The sequence below is a fragment of the Streptomyces sp. NPDC017993 genome (assembly GCF_044328065.1).
Classification (GTDB): domain Bacteria; phylum Actinomycetota; class Actinomycetes; order Streptomycetales; family Streptomycetaceae; genus Streptomyces.
Genome location: NZ_JBIRGO010000016.1, coordinates 166,766 through 186,918 on the forward strand (window position 1 = coordinate 166,766; position 20,153 = coordinate 186,918).

Consider the following 20,153-nt stretch of genomic DNA (forward strand, 5'->3'; position numbering starts at 1 on the left):
GCCCGCCGCCGGGGAGGTGGTGGCGCGCCGGTCAGAAGGGGGTCAGCGTCAGGGTGATCTCCTTCGGTGCGCCGTCCTCGATGTAGGAGGCGAACCCCGCGACATCGTCGAAGGCGAAGCCGTACGCCTTGCCGTCCTGGGTCGCGGCGTGCATGGCCTTGGCGTAGTGGTTGGTCAACTGCGCCTGGTAGAACGCGGCGGGGTCGGTGGCGGGCTGGGCGGCGTCGGAGGTGAGCGTGGAGCGGTTGAGGGCGGCGCCCAGGATGGCGGCGACGGGGCCGAGCGTGCCGTCGTTGGGTGCGGCGAGCGTGCCGTCGCAGAAGAGCACGTCACGGGTGGAGGGCTTGTCGAAGGAGATGGAACCGGTGGGGGCACTTCCCTGGCCCTTGAGGCCTTGGGGGCCTGTGAAGGCGAGTTTGCCGCCGCTGACCCGGCCGGTGAAGGTGCCCGCGTTGGTGGTGACGGACAGGTCCTTGGCCTCGTAGGCGGACCACGCCTCGTCGATGGCCGGGGCGAAGTAGTCCTTGCCGAAGAGGCCGTTGTCGAGGCCGTGTCCCGGGGCGATGATGCGCTTGTCGTCGATGACCAGGGCATCGAACCCCTCGGCGCCCTTGACGTCGGCGAAGACCTTGGCGCGGGCGCCGTCCTTGAGCGTGCCGGTGGTCTGGTCCTTCGCGCCGGTGAGCTTGATCGCCAGTGGGACGCTGAACATGTCCACCATGGTGGTGTTGCAGTACATGCCACCGGAGTTGTAGGTGAATTCGACGCAGTCGTGCACGACGTCGTAGTTGGGGTCGCCGGCGACCCAGCCCGCCGGATAGGCGAGCGCCGCCTTGCCGTTGCCGTCCTCGACGGCCTTGAACTTGAGCTTGCTGCCGAGCGCGGTGTAGATCCGGCCGGACATCCGGGGCAGTTGGAGGGTCGTGGTGCCGCTCGTGGCGAGCGGTATGGCGTAGTCGGTGAAGCCGTCCGAGCCGTTGTCGGCCAGTGCGACGGGTTTGAGCTCACCCTCGGGTGTGACACGCACCTGCTGGGTGCCGTCGTTTCCGACGATGTAGACCCAGACCGAGGAGTTGGCGTACGCGCCGGAGTTGTTGACGATGTGCAGCGGCATGCCCGCTGCGGCCCGGCCGGCCGGGGCGGGGGCGCCGATGGCACGGCCGGCCAGGGCGATTCCGGAGGCGGTGGCGGCGCCGGCGGCGAGACCACCGAGCAGGCTGCGACGAGAGATCACGAGGTGGCTCCTTGCGGGGCAGGGCGCTGGGCGGCATCGGCGGTCCGGGCGGTCCGGGCGGGGTCGCTTCGGGTGGCGGCAGTGGCCTTCGCGGGCTGCTCGACGGAGACGGCGACATGGTCGACGAGCAGCGAGCCGCCGGGCTCGGTGGCGTCGGTGGGGGTGGGCGAGCCGGCCACGCCGTCCGGGAAGGCCCCGCCCATCGCCAGGTTGAGCAGGAGGAAGTGGCCGTGGTGGGTCGCGTTCGCCCAGGAGGCGGCGTCCATCTCCGAGGACTTGACGGTGTGGAACTTCTGGCCGTCGACATACCAGTTCAGCGATTCCGCGGCGCTGTCGGTGCGGTCGAGCTCCAGCGCGTAGGTGTGGAAGCCGGCCTGGCAGGCGGTGTCCGGGCAGTCGCGGGAGTTCCCCTTGCCCTGGGTCTCGTTGCACGGCCCGCCGGGGTTGACGCCGCAGTGCAGCACGCCCCAGACCTTGTTGATGCCGTTGACGTTCTCCATGATGTCGAACTCACCGATGCCGGGCCAGTTCCAGTAGTTGCCGCGGTAGTCGGCGCCCAGCGTCCAGAACGCCGGCCAGTAGCCCAGCGCGCCGTCGCCGGAGACATCGGGCATCCGGATGCTCGCCTCGATACGGAGCTTGCCGCCGGCCGGGGCCGCGAAGTCGGTGCGCTGCGACTCGATGCGGCCCGAGGTCCAGTTGCCACCGTCCTTCAAAGCGGTGATCTTGAGGTGGCCGTCCCCGTCGAGCTGGAGGTTCTCGGGGCGGTCGGTGTAGGTCTGCCGTTCGCCGGTGCCCCAGTTGGCGGGGCCTCCGGGATAGCCGGTACCGGTGTCGATGATCCAGTCGTCGGCGGAGGGACGCGATCCGGCGGCGCCGTCGAAGTCGGTGCGCCAGACTTCCTGAAGGGCCCGGGGGGTGGTCCGGTCGTCGGCGGAGCGCCCATCGGTGGTCAACTGCCCGGACCGGGGGGCCGATTCCTCGGCCGAAGCCGTCGGAAGGGTGAGGGCGCAGGTCGTGACGAGTGCTGTGCTCGCGGCGAAGAGCACTGCTCTCGTTCGCGTTCTCCTGCTAATTCTCATGCTCATGACATTCTCTCCTCGGCACGGTGGGGGGTAGTGAGGAGTTCTTGGGGGGTACACGTCGTGAGAGCGCTCTCATATCGCGTGCGGTGAAACCCTGCCGACTCGACGGCGCACCGTCAAGTCACCGTATGGAAAAAGGAGTTGGATGGTGTCTGAACCGAACGGCCCACGGCCGACGCTGGAGGCGGTCGCGGCGCATGCCGGGGTCTCCCGGGCGACGGTGTCCCGCGTGGTCAACGGGGGTGCGGGTGTACGGGCCGCGGTCCAGGAGCGGGTCCGGCAGGCGGTGACCGAGCTGGGGTACGTACCGAACAGCGCGGCACGTTCGCTGGTCACCCGCCGTACCGGTGCGATCGCGGTGGTCATCGCGGAGCCGGAGACCCGGGTCTTCTCCGACCCGTTCTTCGGTCGGCAGCTGCGCGGTATCAGCCGTGAACTGTCCGCCGCCGACATGCAGTTGCTGCTGCTGTTCGTCGAGCACCGCGCCGACTACGACCGTATCGGCCGCTATCTGTCGGCAGGACATGTCGACGGTGCGCTGATGTTCTCGCTGCACCGCGACGACCCGCTGCCCGGCATGGCCGAGAGCGCCGGACTGCCCACGGTCTACGGCGGCCGGCCCGGCTGGTCCGGCGCCGACCGCGCGCCCCGGCCGCTCTATGTCGACACCGACAACCGCGACGGCGCACGCCAGGCCGTTCAGCATCTCCTCGGCCGAGGCCGCCGCCGGATCGGCGTCATCACCGGCCCCCTCGACCAGACGTCCGCCCTCGACCGGCTCGACGGCTACCGTGACGCGTTGGGCACGGCCGAGCCGGACCCGCGGCTGATCGCGGACGGCGGGTTCACGGCGAGCGGCGGCGAGCGCGCGATGGCCGAACTCCTGGACTCCGCGCCGGACCTTGACGCCGTCTTCGCCTGCTCCGATCTGATGGCGAACGGCGCACTGCGCACCCTGCGGGCCCGCGGGAGACGGGTGCCGGACGAGGTGGCGATCGTCGGTTACGACGACCTGGAGCCCGCGGCCTGGGCGGACCCGCCGCTGACCACGGTGCGGCAGGACGTCGAGGAGATGGGCCGGGTGATGGCCCGGCTGCTGCTCCGCCGGCTGGGCCCGCAGAAGGCGGACGACGAGGACCTCGCGCCGGTGATCACCGAGGCGAAGCTGGTGGTACGGGAGTCGGGGTGAGGGAGCTGGGGTGACGGGAGTGAGAGGGAGGGGTGAGGGGTGAGGGGCCCGCGGCACGCGGCGGGTGCGGGGCCCACCCTGTGTCGTGCCCCCCGCGCCGCACCCTCCGCCCCCGTTCCGCCCCCGTTCCGCACACAGCTCGCCGTGCCGCGCCCGGCGCCGGGGCGGACCTGGACGTTCCGGATAGCGGAGTGCGGGTACCGTTCGACGCCATGGGGCCGGAAGCGAAAATCGAAGCCGAGATCACGGTACGCAGGGCACTGGAGCTGCCCGCGCTGCGTCGGGGCCTGCCGGAGGTAGTGGCCGGTGAGGACCGTCTGGACCGGGCGGTGCGCTGGGTGCACGCCGGCGAGGTGCCGCACATCGCCTCGCTGCTCAAGGGCGGCGAGCTCCTGCTGACCACCGGACTCGGGCTGGGCGCGCGGCCCTCCGAGCAGCGCGCCTTCATCCGTAAGCTCGCCGACCGCGAGATCGCCGCTCTCGTCGTGGAGCTGGGCTCGCGTTTCGAAACGCTGCCCTCGGCCATGGTCGACAGCGCACGCGACTGCGGGCTGCCGCTGATCCAGCTGCACCGCGAGGTTCCCTACGTCACGGTGACCGAGGCGATCCACACCGAGATCATCAACAGCCACTACCTGCTGCTGCGGCGGGCCGACGAGATTCTGCGCCGCTGTACGGACGTCCTGCTGCGCGGCGGCGGCGCCCCCGAGGTACTCCGCCTGCTGGCCGTCTTCACCGGCAATCCGCTGTGCCTGGAGGCCCCCGACGGCAGTCCGCTGTACGCCGCGGGGCCCGACGGCGACGACGACGGCGGCCCCGCGGACGCCGACCCCCTGTTGGCCTGGGAGGGGCTGCGCGACACCGGCGTCCGCATCGACGTCCCCGGCGGCGGCCACGGCCCCGACGCCGTACGCGCCCGCCTGGTCCTGCTGCCCGTCAACACCCCGGTGGCGCCGGTCCACCGGATCGCCGCCGAACGCGCCGCCGACCTGCTGGCGGTCGTCATGCTGCAGTCCCGCCAGGAGGAGGTACTCGCCGCCCGGGGCCGCGGCGACTTCCTCGCCGACCTGGCGGAGGGCCGGATCTCCGCGGCCGAGGCACCGGGCCAGGCGCGCCTGCTGGGCTTCCGCCCGGGGCCGGAAGCGCCCGTGCTCCCGGTGGTCATGCGGTTGCCCGCCGGGCTGCCCACTCCCGGCAGTTGGGCACTCCTCGCGCAGACCTTGCGCGAGGAACTCGCCGCCACCGGGGTGCCCGTCCTGCTCGGCGTACGGCCGGTGGAGGGGCGGGTCCCGGTGCTGGTGGCGCTGCGCGCGGGCCAGGACCGGGACGCCGTCGCGGACCGCATCGCCGAGGCACTGCGCGCGGGCGTCGTGCGGGCGGGCGTCGACCGGCCGTCCGCGCACCGGCCCGTGGTCGTGATGAGCACGACGGGCGACTGGGCGGCAGCGGGGCCCGGACTGCGCCATGCCGCGGAGGCGGCGGCCGCGGCACAGGGGCTGCCGGAGCAGAACTGGTACGACGCGCGCCGCCTGGACATCGAGCTGCTGCTGTGGCGGATGCGCGAACACGGCGAGCAGGGCGTCCTGACGGACTTCGTGGAGCGCGCCATCGGCCCGCTGCTCACCCACGACCGGGGCGCCCGCCAGCCGCTGCTGCCGACGCTGGAGGCGTATCTGGCGAGTGCGGGCCGCAAGGCCGAGACGGCCCGTGACCTCAATGTGAACCGGCAGACCCTGTACGACCGTCTGGCCCGCATCGCCCAGCTCCTCGGCACGGACCTGGACGACCCGCAGACGGTCCTGGGCCTGCGCCTGGCCCTGCGCGCCCGCCGGCACACGGACAACCGGCCCACGGAGAAGCCGTAGCGCACGGGGTGACGAGCAGGGCGGCCGCGCGATGCCCTCCGCCCGCTGCGGCTAGGCCGGCTGAACCGGCTGCGTCAGCTCGTCGTAGACGCTGAGTACCTGCGCGACCGTGTCGTCCTCGGTGGGCCACCCGGCCGCCTGGACCCGGCCCGCTGCGGCGAGGGCGTCGCGGCGGGCGGGGTCGGCGAGGAGGTCGAGGACCGTACGGGCCAGGGCGGCGGCATCGCCGTAGCGGACCAGCTCGGCTCCGCTGCCCACCAGCTCGCGGGTGCCTCCGGTGTCGGTCGCCACCAGCGGCACGCCGGCCCGCAGCGCCTCCTGGGCGATCAGCGAACGGGCTTCCCAGCGGCTGGGCAGCACCACCAGGTCGGCGGCGGCGAGGAGTTCGGGCACGTCGTCGCGGCGTCCCAGCAGTTGGACGGGCAGCAGCTCGGAGTCGATTCGCCGTTGGAGCGCGGGCCGCTGGTCCCCCTCCCCCGCGATGGCGAGCAATGGTTGCGGATCCCGGGCACACCAGGCGTGCGCCGCGTCGAGCAGCAGGTCATGGCCCTGGCCGAGGTCGAGGCGGCCGACCGCGAGCAGCAAGGGGCGGTCCACCGCCCCCAGTTCGGCCCGCTCCTTGTCGCGCTTCGACTCCTGGTCCTCGGGCGCGGACGGCGCACCGCCCGGTCGGGGGCGGGGGATGGCGACCGGCGCGAGACGAGCATCGCGCGCGCCCCGCTCACGCGCCCGGTCCACGAGATCGGAGCAGACCCCGAGGACAACGGCGGCTGCCCGTGCCACCCGCCGTTCCATCAGATGCACGAGCCCGGCACGCGCGCCCGCGGTGTGCGCCTTTGTGTGCCAGGTGATGACCAGAGGTACGTGTGCTCCCCGGGGGCCGCGCAGGGCCATGGAGGCCCGCAGACCGGCCCGCAGACCGTGCGCATGGACGAGGTCGGCGCCCCAGCAGGCGCTGCGCAGTGCCGCCACACCGGCCGGGTCCATGCGGGGAGCGACGGGGGTGAACCGCGCTCCGACGCCGGTGAAGTCGTACGTCTGCTCGGCTTCGGGTGCGGCGCATACGGTCACCCGTACCCCGCGCGCGACCAGCCCTTCCGCCAGGGACCGTACGTGGGCCGCGCTGCCGGCGCTGCCGTGCCCCAGCACCTGGACCGTGCGCAGCGGCGACTGCCCGTGCGACGAGGTCGGGACGCTGCTCACGTGGTCGGGGCTCCTGGGTCGGTGGACGGTACGGACCGCACCGGCGGGGGCGGCACGGGAACTGCGGGACGCTGCTGCGTGCAGCGGGGTGCTGCGTGGTCGTGCGAAATCGGCTGGTGCGTGGTCGTGCGCCATCGAGGTGGTGCGGGGTCCTGCGCGGAGCCGGGGGCGCCGCGAACGGTGCGGCAGGCGGGCCGGGACGCACGGACGTCCTCCAACGGGGCAGGACGCGGCGAGCGCGCCCGACGCTGCGCACCGCGCCCAGGATGCCAGCCCGGCGGCGTCAATTCCGCACCGCTTGTATGCCGTTCCGGTGGGAAGTCTCACCCGCACATCCACGGGATCACCCACATGGGCGACAAACCGCCCTCCTCGATGTCCGTTCGGGGGCGGCTCGGGCGTACGCAGGACAGTCGGACGCACGCCGGAAGAGGGGGACATGCGCCGGGAGAGGCACAAATACGCCGGGAAGCGGGGAAGCACGCCGGCAGCGGCGGACGTCGGCCGGAATGCAAGCCGATGAGGCCGGACTGTGCCGGAAGGGTGGCTGGAAACGGTGGCCCGAACGGCGGCACGGTCCGGGCCGGAGTGGCGGCGCCCGGGGAACAGTGGCCTTCCCGGGAGCGGTGGCGGTGTCTCCGGGGAGCAGCGGCCGGATCGGTGGCCCGCGGCCCGTGGTCAGAGTGCGGCGGCGGCCCGGCTGACGCGCTCGCCCGCCGCCGCGGCCACGATCAGCCCGGCCGCGTGGGCGGCAAGCCCCTTTCGCCCGTTTCCGCCGGCGATGGCGAGCCCGAGGCCCGCGCCGAGGGCGTGCGCCCCGGCGTCCCCGAGCATGGTGCGCTCCCCCACATCGTCCCCGACGACGGCCGCCGCGGACCCCATGGGCACGGCGGACAACGGGCCGGCCGGTCCACGGCGCAGCAGGCCCGGCGCGCCGATGGCCACCACGGCGCCGGCCGCCCGGCCCGGCCGGACGTCCAGCAGGTTGACCAGATGAGCCGAGCCGGCGATCACCACGCCCGCCAGCACCTTGTCGACCGGGCGCTCCTTGAGCAGCGCGCCCGCGGCCAGCCCGGCCGCGCCGATCCCGAACAGCTTCACGGCCCCGGTGGTGACCTCGCCGCCGCGCAGGGCCGAGAGGTGCGCCCGGAAGCCGCGCCGGGCATCACCCGCGCCGACCTGGTCGTCGTAGGCCCCGCAGCCGCCGGCGGCGAGCACCGCCAGGGCAGCGGCGCCCCTTGTCCGGGCGGGCAGTCCCGGCGCCGTGGCGGCGGCGAACGCGGTGCCGAGGGCCGTCGCGAGGCCCGCGTGCAGATGCACCGTCCGGCCCGCGTAGTTCTTCCGCTCCCACCGCGCCGCGCCACCCGGCGGCCGGCTCCTGAGCGTCGCGTATACCGTCCGGGTGGCTCCCGCCGCCCCGGCAAGCGCCGCGATCCGGCCCCACGCACCGCTGTCTGCCGCCGCCATGTCTCTCCCCTCGCACGACGCCATGTCGCGCTCGGCGCCCGTCACCCGAGGGCGCGATCTTGGTGTTCGCCGCCCGGGGGCAGACCTGGCGCGGACCGCTCGGCCCGCGCTCCGGCGTGAACCCGACCGTCCCCGCCTCTAGCGTCCCGAACGCGCCGTTTCCAGCAGCTCCTCGGCGTGGGCCCGAGCCGTCTCGGAGTCCTCCTGGCCGGCCAGCATCCGGGAGAGTTCGCGCACGCGCTCCTCGCCCTCCAGGACGGTGACACCGCTCCTGGTGACCGATCCGTCATTCGTCTTCTCGACGAGGAGCTGGCGGTCCGCGAACGCCGCGACCTGCGGAAGGTGCGTGACGACCACGACCTGCGCCGACTTCGCGAGCCTGGCCAGCCGCCGGCCGACCTCGACGGCCGCCTTGCCGCCGACTCCCGCGTCGACCTCGTCGAAGAGGTAGGTCGGTACGGGGTCGGAGCCGGCGAAGACCACCTCGACGGCGAGCATCACCCGGGAGAGCTCACCGCCGGACGCCCCCTTGGCGATGGGCCGGGGCGGTGCGCCCGGGTGCGGGGCCAGCAGCAGCTCGACCTCGTCGGCGCCTGCCGGGCCGTAGGCGACGATGCGGCCGCCGACCTCGATGCCGTCGGCGTCCTCCGCCACCTCGACCTGCCGGATCTCCACGCTCACCCGGGCGTGCGGCATGGCGAGTTCGGCGAGTTCCGCGGTGACGGCGTCGGCGAACTGCTTCGCCGACGCGGTGCGGGCATCCGTCAACGCCTGGGCCAGTTCGCCCAGTTCGGCGCGCAGCGCGTCCCGCTCGGAGGTCAGCTCACCGATCCGGTCGTCGTCGCCCTCCAGCTCGGCGAGCCGCGCGGCGCTCTCCTCGGACCATGCCAGCACTGCCGCGATGTCCTGCCCGTACTTGCGGGTCAGCTGGGTCAGCGCGGCACGGCGCTCCTCGACGGCGGCCAGCCGCAGCGGGTCGGCGTCCAGGCCGTCGGCGTAGCCGGCCAGCTCGCCCGCCACGTCCGACAGCAGAATGCCGATCTCGCCGAGCCGGTCGGCCAGCGCGGACAGCTCCCGGTCATGGCTGCGTACGGCGTCGAGCGCGCGGTGCGCCCCGGCGACCAGGGTGGTGGCGTCCACGGCCTCAAGGTCTTCGAGGTCACCGGCCAGTGCGGCGTGCGCCGCGGTCGCCGCGGAGGCGAGCGCCTCGGCGTGCCCGAGCCGTTCGGCCTCGGCGGCGAGTTCGGTGTCCTCCCCCGGGAGCGGCTCGACCGACGCGATCTCTTCCAGGCCGAAGCGCAGCAGATCGGCTTCCTGCGTCCGCTCGCGGGCCAGGGTCGTCAGCTCGTCCAGCTCGCCGGCGACGGCGCGCAGCCGGCGGTGGGCGGTGACGTAGGCAGCGAGCGGAACGCTGACCGCGTCCCCGGCGTAGCGGTCCAGGGCCTGGCGCTGACGGGCGGGCCGCAACAGGCCCTGCTGGTCGGTCTGGCCGTGCACCGCGACAAGATCGTCGGCCAACTCCCCCAGCAGCCCGACCGGTACCGACCGGCCGCCCACATGGGCACGGGAGCGGCCCTCGGCGGACACCGTGCGGCTGATCAGGAGCACGCCGTCGTCCAGCTCCGCACCGGCCTCCTCTGCGCGCACGGCCGCCGGGCCGCCTTCGGCCGTCCTGATCCGGCCCTCCACGACCGCCGATTTCGCGCCGATCCGCACCAGGGCGGGATCGGCGCGCCCGCCGAGCAGCAGGCCGAGGCTGGTGACGACCATGGTCTTGCCCGCGCCTGTCTCGCCCGTCACCGCCGTGAAGCCCGGGGACAGCTCGACAACGGCGTCATCAATGACGCCCAGGGACTGGATCCGCATCTCCTCCAACACGGACACGACCTTACGAGGTCCCGAGGTCCCCCCGCGACGGCCTCCCCCTCTCCCCTGCCCCGGAAGCCGCGGAAAAACCCACCCGCCACCGGGCGGAATCCCTCTGGGGCGGGGCTCTCGCGGCCCTGAAGGGGAGCCGACGGCACGGCCACACCCGACCGCCGGGCCGCGCTCACGCACTGAACGAAAGCTGCGTATGTGGTGCGCACGTGCTGCGTACGTGCTGCGTACGTGCTGCCTACGTGCTGCGTGCGTACCGAACGAAAGGTGCATTCGTACCCGGCTCATCGGCAGGTGCGACGCCGCGGGGCCCTCGGGGGCCAGAGCCGGAGCCGGAGCCAGAGTCGGAGCCAGGGCATTCCCTTGCCGCGATCCAGTGGCGGGGGCCCCTCTCCTCAGGTCCATCGACATGTCGATTCCTGGGGACGATTCCCGAGGACTCGATCCTTGGGGCTCGATTCCTGCGGACGCGTCGATGAGGGTCCGTCCCGCAGCGGAGGCGTGCGTGCGGGCTCCGGCGGGCCCGCCGGAGGCCCCCGTGCCGGCGCCGACCTCTCACTTCATTGGCCGGATTCCGTCACCGGATCCGACGCCGACCCCCACTCCGCCGGCGCAGACGGCCGGGCCCCGGCCCGGGGCACTCGCCGCTCCGGCTCCCCGCGCCCTAGTGCGGTGCCCCCCGCCACCCCGCCACCGGCAGGGCGAACTTGGCGACGAGGCGGTCCGTGAAGGAGGCATGGTGCAGGCGCGCGAGGCGTACCGGGACGGCGCCGCGGCGGACCTCCACCCGTGCGCCGGCGGGGAGTTCGACGCTGCGCCGGCCGTCGCACCACAGGATGCCGTGCGGCGTCTTGGGCTGGACCTCCACCGCGAGTACCGAACGGGGCGAGGTCACCAGCGGCTTGGCGAACAGGGCGTGCGCGCTGATCGGGACCATCAGCAGGGCCTCGACCTCGGGCCAGACCACCGGGCCGCCGGCCGAGAAGGCGTACGCGGTCGAGCCGGTCGGCGTCGCGCAGACCACCCCGTCGCCGCCGAAGCGCGAGACCGGGCGGCCGTCGACCTCGGTGACGACCTCCAGCATCCGCTCCCGCGCGGCCTTCTCCACCGACGCCTCGTTGAGCGCCCAATCGGTGTGCACGACATTGCCGTTGTTGCGGACGAGGACATCGAGCGTCATCCGCTCCTCGACCTCGTACGAGCGGGTGACGACCCGGTCGACGACCTTGTCGAGGTCGTCGCGTTCGGCCTCGGCGAGGAAGCCGACCCGGCCGAGATTGACGCCCAGCATCGGCACCCCGGACGTCCGCGCGAAGTCCGCGCCGCGCAGCAGCGTGCCGTCCCCGCCGAGTACCACCAGCAGTTCGCAGCCCTCGGCGGCGCACGGCTCCGTCTCGACGCGCTCGACGGACGGCGGCAGTGGCAGGTCCGCGGCCTCCTCGGCCAGCACCCGCACGCCGATGCCGCTGCGCAGCAGGCCCTGGACGACCCGTTCCGCGCTGCGGATGGCCGCGGGGCGGCCGGTGTGCGCGAGCAGGAACACGGTCCGCTCCACGCCGTTCTGCTCGTGTGCTGCGCTGCCTTCAACTGCCTGGGTTGTGGTCAACGGGGCCCCTCCGCCACTGCACGGTCGACATCCGCCGGGTCGAGTGCAGGCGCCCCGGCGCGCAGCCACAGAAAGTACTCGACATTCCCCGATGGACCGGGCAACGGGCTCGCGGTTACGCCAAGAATGCCAAGTCCTAGTTCGGCGGCCCGGCCCGCGACCGCGCGCACCGCCTCGGCCCGCAGTTCCGCGCTGCGCACCACTCCGCCGCTGCCCAGCCGTTCCTTGCCGACCTCGAACTGCGGCTTGACCATCAGCACCAGGTCGGCGTCGGGCGCCGCGCAGCCGACCAGCGCGGGCAGGACCAGCCCGAGCGGGATGAAGGAGAGATCGCCGACGACGAGGTCGACGGGTGTGGAATCGATCTGCTCCGGCGTCAACTCACGTACATTCGTACGATCCTTGACGGTGACCCGGTCGTCGCTCTGCAGCGACCACGCCAGTTGCCCGTAGCCGACGTCGACGGCGACGACGTGCCCGGCGCCGGCGCGCAGCAGGACGTCGGTGAAGCCGCCGGTCGAGGCGCCCGCGTCCAGGGCCCGTCGGCCCTCGATCTTCAGGCCCTGCGGGACGAAGGCGGCGAACGCGCCGGCGAGCTTGTGGCCGCCGCGCGAGACGTAGTCGGGGTCGCCCTCGTCCTCGCGTACGACGACGGCGGCGCTGGTCTCGACCTGGGTGGCGGACTTGGTCGCGGTCGCCCCGCCGACGGTCACCCGCCCCGCGGCGATCAGCTGGCTCGCGTGCTCGCGCGAGCGGGCCAGCTTGCGGCGCACCAGCTCCGCGTCGAGTCGGCGTCGTGCCACTCCTGCCACCTGTGGTTCAGCTCCTGTTGTCGTGCGTCGTCGAGGAAGGTGCGGGCGGCCCGGGGCGCTGGTCGAGGGCGGCCAGCGCGTCACGCAGCCCACGGTGCACATCCTCGTACACCTGGAGGTGACCGCTCGCGGGGAGGTGGTCGGCGTCGGCGAGCCGCCGCAGCCGGGCGTCGACCGCGGCGTCGCCGGTCGGTGTGACCGCGATCCCGATCGGCTGCGGCCCGGCGGGGCCCACGGCGTCGGCCGGCTCACCTGTCGCGGTCGGCCCGGCGGTGTCGGTCTGCTCGGTGGCTCCATCGGACCCGGCGGCATCCGCCCGGCCGACGGTGTCCGCAGCTGCTACGGCTCTCGCGGCTGTCACGGCGTTCTCAGCAGGTCCGGGGCTCCCGGACGGTCCGCCGGGACCGGCGGGTCCGGCTGTCCCTGATGCGCTGCCCGCCCGGTCCCCGTACCCCGAGTCCGCGGCCGGGTCCGCGGCTGCGGCGGGCCCTTCCGGCTCCGGGCCTGACGTCGGCTCTTCCATGCCCCCGACGCTACCTTGCGCAACCCCGCCAACGGCGTACGAGCCGCCCCCGACCTGGCGTATCGTCGATCACGATGGCAACCCTCGACCAGTGCCGCGCCGCGCTCGACCGGCTGGCCCAGAACCTCTCCTCGGCGGACGGCGGCGTGCGCAGCGCCGCCGCGCTCGACCGCTCGCTCAGCTGCCGCATCACGGATCTCGACGTCACGTTCCTCGGGCGCCTGGCGAACGGCAGCATCCAGGACGTGACCCACGTGCCCGGCCCGCCACCGGACAAGGCGGAGATCCGACTCGCCATGGCGGGGGACGATCTGGTCGCCCTGGTGGACGGGCGCCTCAACTTCGCGAAGGCGTGGGGCACCGGCCGCGTCAAGCTGGAAGCCGGTCTGCGCGACCTGCTGCGCCTGCGGACCCTGCTGTAGCGGCGGCCGCCGCCCGGTGGCCGAGCCGGAGGCGGCCCGCCTTCACGACCCCGCGCGGGCGACGGTCCGGCCGGCCGTGGCGTCGGCCTTGGCCACCTCCGTACCGGGCAGACCGCCCCCGTTACGGTTCCCTCCGTTGCGGGCGGTGCGGGCGGCCGGGATGACCAGCGGCGTGCCGGTCTGCGGATCGTCGATGATCTGGCAGCCGAGCCCGAAGACGTCCTCCACCAGCTCCGCGGTGACGATCTCCCCCGGCGCGCCCTCGGCGACGACCGCGCCGTCCTTCATGGCGATGAGGTGCGTCGCGTAGCGGGCCGCGTGGTTGAGGTCGTGCAGGACGGCGACGAGCGTGCGGCCCTGCTCCTCGTGCAGATCCGCGCACAGGTCGAGGACCTCGATCTGGTGCTGGATGTCCAGGTAGGTCGTCGGCTCGTCCAGCAGGAGCAGCGGCGTCTGCTGGGCGAGTGCCATCGCGATCCACACGCGCTGCCGCTGCCCGCCCGAGAGCTCGTCGACATAGCGCTCGGCCAGCCCCTCGATGCCGGTCGCGGCCAGCGACTCCTGAACGATCCGCTCGTCCTCGCCCGACCACTGGCGCAGCAGTCCCTGGTGCGGGTAGCGGCCCCGCGCCACCAGGTCCGACACGGTGATGCCGTCCGGTGCGACCGAGGACTGCGGCAGCAGCCCGAGGGTCCTTGCGACCTTCTTGGCCGGGAGCGAGGAGATCGCCGAGCCGTCGAGCAGCACCGATCCGGCGGCCGGCTTCAGCATCCGGGAGAGAGCGCGCAGCAGCGTGGACTTGCCGCAGGCGTTCGGGCCGACGATGACCGTGAAGGAGTGGTCGGGGATGCGGACCGAGAGGTTCTCGGCGATGACCCGCTGGTCGTAGGCGAGGGTGACGTTCTCGGCCGTGAGACGGCTCACTTCAAGGCTCCTGGGGTTGTTCGTATCGCTGCTGTTGTCCGGCGTACGCGGTGCCGTGCTCCGGCGTGCGCCGCGCGGCCCGTCCGCCGCCTGGAGGTCACCGGCCGCCGGAGGCGCGCTCACCGTCGGAAGCGCGTTCGCCGTGGGCCGTCGGCCCCGCTCGGCACCGGACGCCGCCGCGTCCGTGCCCGTGCTCATACCCGCCCGGCCTTGCGCTCGGTGGCCAGCAGCCACAGCAGATAGCCGCCACCCAGCACGCCGGTGAGCACGCCCACCGGCAGTTGGTCGGCGCCGAAGAGCCACTGCGAGACCCAGTCCGCCGCGACCAGCAGGACGGCGCCCATGAGGGCGGAAGGCAGCAGGTTGGGGCCGGGCATGGGGGCGTTTCGGGCGCCCTTGCGGAAGCGCGGGAGGCCGAGCCGCCGGGCGAGCTGCGGCGCGGTGAGTGCCACGAACGAGATGGGGCCGGCCGCCGCGGTGGCGGAGGCGACCAGCAGAACCGACGCGAACAGGGTCAGGACGCGCACCCGGTCGACCCGGACGCCCAGCGCGTACGCGGCGTCGTCGCCCATCTCCAGCATGCGCAGCGGCCGCCCCTGGAGGAGCACCAGCGGGATGAGGACGACGCAGACGGCGGCCAGCGGCCAGACCTGGGACCAGTCCCGGCCGTTGAGCGAACCGGTCATCCAGGTGGTGGCGCGGGTCGCCTCGAAGATGTTCGCCTTCGTCAGGAGGTAGAGCACGAGGGCGTAGAGCATGGCGGAGGCGCCGATGCCTACGAGCACGAAGCGGTATCCCTGGATGCCGCGCTTCCAGGCCAGCAGGAAGATGGCGAGGCCGGTGAAGACACCGCCGACGACCGCGCCGGCGGCGACGGCGAGGGTGCCGCCCTGGAAGTAGACGATGACGACGAGTGCGCCGACGGACGATCCCTGGGCGAAGCCGAGGACGTCGGGGCTGCCCAGGGGGTTGCGCGAGACGGTCTGGAAGACGGCGCCGGAGATACCGAAGGCGGCACCGACCATCAGCCCCACCAGGACGCGGGGCAGCCGTAGGTCCTGCACGATGAACGCCTGGCCGGGGTTGCCGCCGCCGGTCAGGGTGCTGAGCACCTCGCCGGGTGTCATCGGGTAGTCGCCGGAGCCGATCAGCGCGACGGCCACGGCCAGCGCGACGACCAGCAGCAGCAGTCCGGTGGCGAGGGCACGGAGGTCCAGCCGCAGCGAGAGTCCGCCCGCGGTGCGCACCGGCATCACCCGCCGCGGCGCCCGCGCCTGCGTACCGCGCTTCGCGTCCGGTCCGGCCGGCGTGCCGCGTCCTTCCTCCGTCACCTCGTCGGCCTCCTTGTCGGATGTCTCGGGCGTCTCGGGCGTCTCGGACTGCCCACCAGGTCCGGGCTTCATGGTCGCGCTCACAGCTGGGCCATCCTCCGACGCCGTACGAGATAGATGAAGACCGGTCCACCGACGACGGCCGTGACGATGCCGACCTGCAACTCGCCCGGCCGGGCCGCGACCCGGCCGAGGATGTCCGCGCCGAGCAGCAGGACCGGCGAGAGCACCGCCGAATACGGCAGGATCCAGCGCATGTCGGGCCCGGTGATGGCGCGTACGACATGCGGCACCATCAGCCCGACGTAGACGATCGGGCCGCAGGCGGCGGTCGCCCCGCCGCACAGCAGCGTGACGGCGAGCATCGCGAGTACGCGGGTACGGGTCAGCCGGGCGCCGAGGGCCCGCGCCTGGTCGTCGCCGAGCGCGACGGCGTTCAGCGGCCGGGCGAGGAGCAGCGCGAGCACGCCGCCCACCAGGAGGAACGGCGCGATGTGGGTGACCGTCGGCATGGTGGCGGAAGCCAGCGAACCGACCGTCCAGAAGCGCATCTTGTCCAGCGCCGCGGTGTCCATCAGGTTGACGGCGTTGATGTAGCCGACGAGGACGGCCGTCAGCGCGGTACCGGCCAGCGCGAGCCGTACGGGTGTGGCGTTGCGGGTGCCGCCGAGGACGTAGACCGCCACGGAGACCACCGCCGCGCCGGCGAACGCGAACCACACATAGCCGGACAGCGAGGTGACGCCGAAGAAGCTGATGGCGGAGACGACCGCCGCGGAGGCGCCGGCGTTGATGCCGAGAACTCCGGGGTCGGCGAGGGGGTTTCGGGTCAGCGCCTGCATGACGGTGCCGGCCAGTCCGAGCGCCGCACCGACGATCAGCGCGAGAAGGGTGCGCGGGAAGCGCACATCGCGGATGATCACGTCGGTATCGGACCCGGAGTAGTCGAACACCCCGTGCCACACCTGGTCGAGGGGTATCTGTTTGGCGCCGACGGCGATGCCGAGGACGGCGATGGCGGCCAAGGCGGCCACGGAGGCGACCAGCCCCGCGGAGCGCGTGACGAGCCGACACTGCGGCGCCACCTGGACCGGGGCCTTTGATGCTTCGGGGGGGCTGTCAACCAACACGAGAGTTAGGTTAGCCTACCCTCACATTCAACTCGCAGGCCCCTCCCAGAGAGAAGCGCACCCACATGAGCACCCCCCGAAGCGTATCTCCGTCCCGTCGCGGTGTCCTGGCCGCGGGCGGCGCCGTCGGCATCGGCGCCCTGCTGGCCGCGTGCGGCAGTGACAAGGGAACGGGGGGCGCCACGGGCGACGCCAAGGGCGGCCCTTGGTCCTTCACCGACGACCGCAAGAAGAAGGTCTCCCTCAAGGGCACCCCGCAGCGCATCGTCGCCTTCACCGGCACCGCGGCCGCCCTGCACGACTTCGGCATCGACGAGCAGATCGTCGGCGTCTTCGGCCCGACCAAGCTGAAGAACGGCAAGGCCGACCCGCAGGCGGGTGACCTGGACGTCGACAAGGTCACCATCATCGGCAACGCCTACAACCAGTTCAACGTCGAGAAGTACGCGAGCCTCAGCCCCGATCTGCTGATCACCAACATGTACGAGCCTGGTGCCCTCTGGTTCGTCCCCGCGGACAGCAAGGACAAGATCACGCAGCTCGCGAAGAGCGTCGCGATCACCTCCTCCCGGACCCCCCTCGTCAAGATCATCGAGCGCTACGCCGAGCTGGCGCAGTCGCTCGGCGCCGACCTCAAGGCCAAGAAGGTCACCGACGCCAAGGCCCGTTTCGAAAAGGCCGCCGCGTCGCTGCGCAAGGCCGCGAAGTCCCACCCGGTCAAGGTGCTCGCCTGCTCCGGCAGCCCCGACCTCTTCTACGCCTCCAACCCGGGCATCAACGCCGACCTCATGTACTACAAGTCCCTCGGCGTCGACCTGATCGTCCCCGACCACCTGGACAAGGGCGGCTACTTCGAGAGCCTGAGCTGGGAGAACGCCGACAAGTACAAGGCCGATGTGCTGTTGCTCGACAACCGCACCGCCACCCTCCAGCCCAAGGACCTGGCGGCCAAGCCCTCCTGGGCCAAGCTGCCCGCGGTCAAGGCCGGCCAGATCACCCCGTGGTCGAGCGAGCCGCGCTTCTCCTACGCGGGTGCCGCACCGCTCATCGAGTCGCTGGCCAAGGCGATCGAAGGCGCCAAGAAGGTCAACTGACGCAGGGCGGTGGTGGATCGCCGGCCGCGGTCGGCAGGCCCGACGATCCACCACCGCCGTCACCGCACCGCCCGGCGCCCCGCCGCTCCTCACGCACCACCGCACCACTGCCGCACCGCCGCACCGCCAACGCCCAGTCCTGTCACCGAGAAACCGCAGCACCTTCCGGGAGGTTCCTCCGCATGACCACGACCGCCGCACCCGCCACCACGCCCTTCCGCTTCTTCGATGTGCATGTCGTCCGCACCCGGCGGCTGGGCCCTTCCATGGTCCGGATCACCTTCGGCGGCGAACGCCTGGCCGAGCTGGCATCCGGCGGTCGTGACCAGCGCTTCAAGCTCTTCCTCCCGCAGCCCCACCAGGACCGGCCGGTCTTCGAGGACACCAGCGACGGCTGGTACACCACCTGGCGGGCGCAGGACCCTGCCGAGCGCGCCGTGATGCGCTCCTACACGATCCGCGAACAGCGCCATGAACCGCGGGAGTTCGACGTCGACTTCGCGCTGCACGGCGCGGACAGCGCCACCCACTCCGCGACGGCCGGCCCGGCCGGCCGCTGGGCCGCCCGCGCCCGACCGGGCGACCTGCTGACGGTTCTGGCCCCCGCCGTCGAGGACAACGGCGGAGTCGACTTCCGTCCGCCGACGGGCACCGACTGGATCCTGCTGACCGGCGACGAGACGGCACTGCCCGCCATCGCCGGCATCCTGTCCTGGCTCTCCCCCGGCACCCATGCCAAGGTCTGGATCGAGGTCGCCCACGAGGACGACCGGCAGAGCCTGCCGACCTTCGCCGACGCCGACATCACCTGGCTCGTCCGGGACGAGGCGACCGCCGCGTCCCGTCAGCCGGTGCTCGACGCGCTGCGCGCCGCCGAACTGCCCGAGGGCACGCCGTACGCCTGGATCGCCGGGGAGGCGGGCACCGTCAAGGCGGTGCGCAGGCATCTCGTCCGCGAGCGCGGCATCGACCGCAGGGCCGTCAAGTTCACCGGCTACTGGCGCCGTGGTGCCACCGAGGAAGACCTGATCGCGGAGCTGACCGCCGGCACCGCGGCGGCCGACAAGGACTGAACAGGCCAGGACCGAAAACGGCCACGACGGAAACCGGCCAGGACTGAACCACCGATGACACGCATGACGGGGAGGGCGCCCGGGATCACACCCCCGGGCGCCGCGGAGACACACTGCAAGGGCAGTGGACCGCGAGGTGCGGGGACCGCGGCCCGGTCCTCACATCCCGATGCGGGCCAGCGCCTTCCCCGCGTCCGCCGTGCAACTGCCGTCCCCCGCCGCGGTCCAGGCCGCCGCGCACAGCGCCCGCAGCGCGTCCAGCGGCGCGCCCTCGCCGTCCAGGGCGAGCGCCGCACCGTTCACCTTCGCCGTCCAGCCGCCGCACCGGAAGCCGCCGTCCGCCGCGGCGACGTCCGGCTGCGACGTCAGCACCCCGCGCAGATCCGCGTCCACGTACGTCGGCCGGTGCTGCGGCGGCGCGGCCAACAGCTCGGCCGCGGTGGTGACGCCGGTGAGCACCAGCAGCGAGTCCACCTCGCCGTTGTAGGCGCCCTCGATGTCCGTATCGAGCCGGTCCCCGATCACCAGCGGTCGCCGAGCACCGGTGCGCAGCACCGTCTCCCGGTGCATCGGCGGCTGCGGCTTGCCCGCGACCTGCGGCGATCCACCGGCGGCGATCCGGACGACCTCCACCAACGCGCCGTTGCCGGGGGCGATCCCGCGTTCCTTGGGGATCGTCAGGTCGGTGTTGGAGGCGAACCACGGCACCCCGCGCTGCACCGCGTACGCGGCCTCCGCCAGCCGCTCCCAGTCCAGCGTGGGGTCGTAGCCCTGCACGACCGCCGCCGGCTCGTCGTCCGCGGAAGCCACCGGCTCCAGACCGCGCTCGCGCAGTGCCACCCGCAGCCCCTCGCCGCCGATCGCCAGCACCCGCGCGCCCTTCGGCACCTGCTCGGAGATCAGCCGCGCGACCGCCTGCGCGGAGGTGATCACGTCATCGGGCCCGGCCGGCAGGCCGAAGCCGGTGAGCTGATCGGCGACCGCCTGCGGTGTCCGGGCAGCGTTATTGGTCACATATGCGAGGTGCATTCCGCCGTCCCGCGCCGTCGTCAGCGACTCCACGGCATGCGCGATGGCCTGTCCGCCGGCGTAGACGACCCCGTCCAGATCCAGCAGCGCCGTGTCGTACGCCGCGCTCAGGGCGCGCTCGCACCCGTCGGGCTGCCTGCGAACCTGCTCGTTCATGCCGTCTCGCTCCTCATCACCGCACAGTCCGCGAGGGGCTCCGCCCGCCGGCGCGGACCGTCGCCCTCCGCGCCGCGCGGCTCGTCGTCCGTACCTCGCGCATACCGATATTTCCAGCCAGTTACCGGCTCT

17 protein-coding genes are annotated in these 20,153 nt (G+C 73.0%); 5 read left to right on the plus strand and 12 right to left on the minus strand.

Annotated elements, in window-relative coordinates:
* Positions 1-31: 31 nt before the first annotated feature.
* Both ACH4FH_RS27600 and ACH4FH_RS27605 read right to left on the minus strand, forming a co-directional pair.
* Positions 32-1,234 carry a beta-1,3-glucanase family protein gene (locus tag ACH4FH_RS27600; RefSeq protein WP_398558613.1) on the minus strand — a complete coding sequence of 401 codons (1,203 nt, stop codon included), beginning with the start codon at positions 1,232-1,234 and terminating at the stop codon, positions 32-34.
* Positions 1,231-2,322, minus strand: coding sequence for a glycoside hydrolase family 16 protein (locus tag ACH4FH_RS27605; protein ID WP_398558614.1), 1,092 nt, complete (start codon positions 2,320-2,322; stop codon positions 1,231-1,233). The genes ACH4FH_RS27600 and ACH4FH_RS27605 overlap by 4 nt, the downstream gene beginning before the upstream one ends.
* Before the next feature lie 142 nt (positions 2,323-2,464).
* Between ACH4FH_RS27605 and ACH4FH_RS27610 the strand changes: the two genes are divergently transcribed.
* On the plus strand, positions 2,465-3,508 hold the full coding sequence (locus tag ACH4FH_RS27610) for a LacI family DNA-binding transcriptional regulator (protein WP_398558615.1): 1,044 nt from the start codon (positions 2,465-2,467) through the stop codon (positions 3,506-3,508).
* Between the two features lie 212 nt (positions 3,509-3,720).
* Positions 3,721-5,373: a PucR family transcriptional regulator gene (locus tag ACH4FH_RS27615; RefSeq protein ID WP_398558616.1), complete on the plus strand. Its 1,653-nt coding sequence runs from the start codon at positions 3,721-3,723 to the stop codon at positions 5,371-5,373.
* Positions 5,374-5,424: 51 nt separating this feature from the next.
* Here ACH4FH_RS27615 and ACH4FH_RS27620 read toward each other — a convergent pair whose 3' ends face one another.
* From ACH4FH_RS27620 to ACH4FH_RS27645, 6 genes are all read right to left on the minus strand, one after another.
* Positions 5,425-6,576: a glycosyltransferase family 4 protein gene (locus tag ACH4FH_RS27620; protein WP_398558617.1), complete on the minus strand. Its 1,152-nt coding sequence runs from the start codon at positions 6,574-6,576 to the stop codon at positions 5,425-5,427.
* A 678-nt stretch (positions 6,577-7,254) separates the two neighbouring features.
* Positions 7,255-8,043, minus strand: coding sequence for a hypothetical protein (locus ACH4FH_RS27625; protein WP_398558618.1), 789 nt, complete (start codon positions 8,041-8,043; stop codon positions 7,255-7,257).
* A gap of 138 nt (positions 8,044-8,181) precedes the next feature.
* The gene (recN, locus tag ACH4FH_RS27630; protein ID WP_398558638.1) at positions 8,182-9,909 is read right to left on the minus strand and encodes a DNA repair protein RecN; all 1,728 of its coding nucleotides are present in this window, start codon (positions 9,907-9,909) and stop codon (positions 8,182-8,184) included.
* Between the two features lie 676 nt (positions 9,910-10,585).
* Entirely contained in the window at positions 10,586-11,464 is an 879-nt protein-coding gene (locus ACH4FH_RS27635) for an NAD kinase (RefSeq protein ID WP_398558639.1), read from the minus strand.
* A 59-nt stretch (positions 11,465-11,523) separates the two neighbouring features.
* Positions 11,524-12,339: a TlyA family RNA methyltransferase gene (locus ACH4FH_RS27640; RefSeq protein ID WP_398558619.1), complete on the minus strand. Its 816-nt coding sequence runs from the start codon at positions 12,337-12,339 to the stop codon at positions 11,524-11,526.
* A gap of 7 nt (positions 12,340-12,346) precedes the next feature.
* Complete coding sequence (locus tag ACH4FH_RS27645) at positions 12,347-12,700, minus strand: hypothetical protein (RefSeq protein WP_398558620.1); 354 nt, start codon at positions 12,698-12,700, stop codon at positions 12,347-12,349.
* A gap of 236 nt (positions 12,701-12,936) precedes the next feature.
* Between ACH4FH_RS27645 and ACH4FH_RS27650 the strand changes: the two genes are divergently transcribed.
* Positions 12,937-13,284: a sterol-binding protein gene (locus tag ACH4FH_RS27650; protein ID WP_398558621.1), complete on the plus strand. Its 348-nt coding sequence runs from the start codon at positions 12,937-12,939 to the stop codon at positions 13,282-13,284.
* A 42-nt stretch (positions 13,285-13,326) separates the two neighbouring features.
* Here ACH4FH_RS27650 and ACH4FH_RS27655 read toward each other — a convergent pair whose 3' ends face one another.
* The 3 genes from ACH4FH_RS27655 to ACH4FH_RS27665 form a co-directional block, all read right to left on the minus strand.
* Positions 13,327-14,208: an ABC transporter ATP-binding protein gene (locus tag ACH4FH_RS27655; RefSeq protein WP_398558622.1), complete on the minus strand. Its 882-nt coding sequence runs from the start codon at positions 14,206-14,208 to the stop codon at positions 13,327-13,329.
* Positions 14,209-14,402: 194 nt separating this feature from the next.
* Positions 14,403-15,461, minus strand: coding sequence for a FecCD family ABC transporter permease (locus ACH4FH_RS27660; RefSeq protein ID WP_398558640.1), 1,059 nt, complete (start codon positions 15,459-15,461; stop codon positions 14,403-14,405).
* Between the two features lie 158 nt (positions 15,462-15,619).
* Complete coding sequence (locus tag ACH4FH_RS27665; protein ID WP_398558641.1) at positions 15,620-16,624, minus strand: FecCD family ABC transporter permease; 1,005 nt, start codon at positions 16,622-16,624, stop codon at positions 15,620-15,622.
* Positions 16,625-16,734: 110 nt separating this feature from the next.
* Here ACH4FH_RS27665 and ACH4FH_RS27670 point away from each other — a divergent pair, with 110 nt between their 5' ends.
* Together ACH4FH_RS27670 and ACH4FH_RS27675 are read left to right on the plus strand one after the other, a co-directional pair.
* Positions 16,735-17,763, plus strand: a complete 1,029-nt coding sequence (locus ACH4FH_RS27670) for an ABC transporter substrate-binding protein (protein WP_398558623.1) — start codon at positions 16,735-16,737, stop codon at positions 17,761-17,763.
* Between the two features lie 182 nt (positions 17,764-17,945).
* The gene (locus ACH4FH_RS27675) at positions 17,946-18,836 is read left to right on the plus strand and encodes a siderophore-interacting protein (protein WP_398558624.1); all 891 of its coding nucleotides are present in this window, start codon (positions 17,946-17,948) and stop codon (positions 18,834-18,836) included.
* A gap of 159 nt (positions 18,837-18,995) precedes the next feature.
* On the opposite strand, the gene ACH4FH_RS27680 is transcribed toward ACH4FH_RS27675, so the two are convergent.
* Positions 18,996-20,021, minus strand: a complete 1,026-nt coding sequence (locus tag ACH4FH_RS27680; protein WP_398558625.1) for an HAD-IIA family hydrolase — start codon at positions 20,019-20,021, stop codon at positions 18,996-18,998.
* Positions 20,022-20,153 lie beyond the last annotated feature (132 nt).

Bases quoted from the DNA above. Each gene is read 5' to 3' on its own strand.
- ACH4FH_RS27605 (WP_398558614.1), bottom strand. From the start codon at position 2,322: ATGAGCATGAGAATTAGCAGGAGAACGCGAACGAGAGCAGTGCTCTTC.
- ACH4FH_RS27610 (WP_398558615.1), top strand. From the start codon at position 2,465: ATGGTGTCTGAACCGAACGGCCCACGGCCGACGCTGGAGGCGGTCGCG.
- ACH4FH_RS27615 (WP_398558616.1), top strand. From the start codon at position 3,721: ATGGGGCCGGAAGCGAAAATCGAAGCCGAGATCACGGTACGCAGGGCA.
- ACH4FH_RS27625 (WP_398558618.1), bottom strand. From the start codon at position 8,043: ATGGCGGCGGCAGACAGCGGTGCGTGGGGCCGGATCGCGGCGCTTGCC.
- recN (WP_398558638.1), bottom strand. From the start codon at position 9,909: ATGCGGATCCAGTCCCTGGGCGTCATTGATGACGCCGTTGTCGAGCTG.
- ACH4FH_RS27650 (WP_398558621.1), top strand. From the start codon at position 12,937: ATGGCAACCCTCGACCAGTGCCGCGCCGCGCTCGACCGGCTGGCCCAG.
- ACH4FH_RS27660 (WP_398558640.1), bottom strand. From the start codon at position 15,461: ATGCCGGTGCGCACCGCGGGCGGACTCTCGCTGCGGCTGGACCTCCGT.
- ACH4FH_RS27670 (WP_398558623.1), top strand. From the start codon at position 16,735: ATGAGCACCCCCCGAAGCGTATCTCCGTCCCGTCGCGGTGTCCTGGCC.
- ACH4FH_RS27675 (WP_398558624.1), top strand. From the start codon at position 17,946: ATGACCACGACCGCCGCACCCGCCACCACGCCCTTCCGCTTCTTCGAT.
- ACH4FH_RS27680 (WP_398558625.1), bottom strand. From the start codon at position 20,021: ATGAACGAGCAGGTTCGCAGGCAGCCCGACGGGTGCGAGCGCGCCCTG.